This window comes from Xanthomonas sp. WHRI 1810A, assembly GCF_040202885.1.
Lineage (GTDB): Bacteria > Pseudomonadota > Gammaproteobacteria > Pseudomonadales > Pseudomonadaceae > Aquipseudomonas.
The window spans coordinates 1-557 of record NZ_JBEGED010000064.1; the positions used below are offsets into that span (position 1 = coordinate 1).

Annotated in this window: 1 pseudogene; it reads right to left on the reverse strand. The window is 66.8% G+C overall.

Features of this window, described 5'->3' with window-relative positions:
• A pseudogene (locus tag ABQX22_RS26735) lies at nucleotides 1-557 on the reverse strand (F0F1 ATP synthase subunit alpha); the annotation flags it as partial.

Here is a 557-nt window from a genome sequence, read left to right on the forward strand (position 1 = left end):
GCGCGCCGTTCTCTTCGAGCTTGCGCACGATGTTGGCAACGGTCGAGGCCTTCTGGCCGATCGCCACGTACACGCACTTGATGCCGGTGCCCTTCTGGTTGATCACCGCATCGATCGCCAGCGCGGTCTTGCCGGTCTGGCGGTCGCCGATGACCAGCTCGCGCTGGCCGCGGCCGATCGGGATCATCGCATCGACCGACTTGTAACCGGTCTGCACCGGCTGGTCGACCGACTTACGCCAGATCACGCCCGGCGCAACACGCTCCACCGGTGCGGTTTGGGTCGCGCCGAGCGGACCCTTGCCGTCGATCGGCTCGCCGAGCGCGTTGACCACGCGACCGAGCAGCTCCGGACCCACCGGCACTTCCAGGATGCGGCCGGTGGTCTTGGCCACGTCGCCTTCGCGCAGGTTCTCGTAATCGCCCAGCACCACGGCGCCGACCGAATCACGCTCCAGGTTCAGCGCAAGCGCGAAGGTGTTGTTGGGCAGTTCGATCATTTCGCCCTGCATCACGTCGGCCAGGCCGAAGATGCGCACGATGCCGTCGGACACGCTG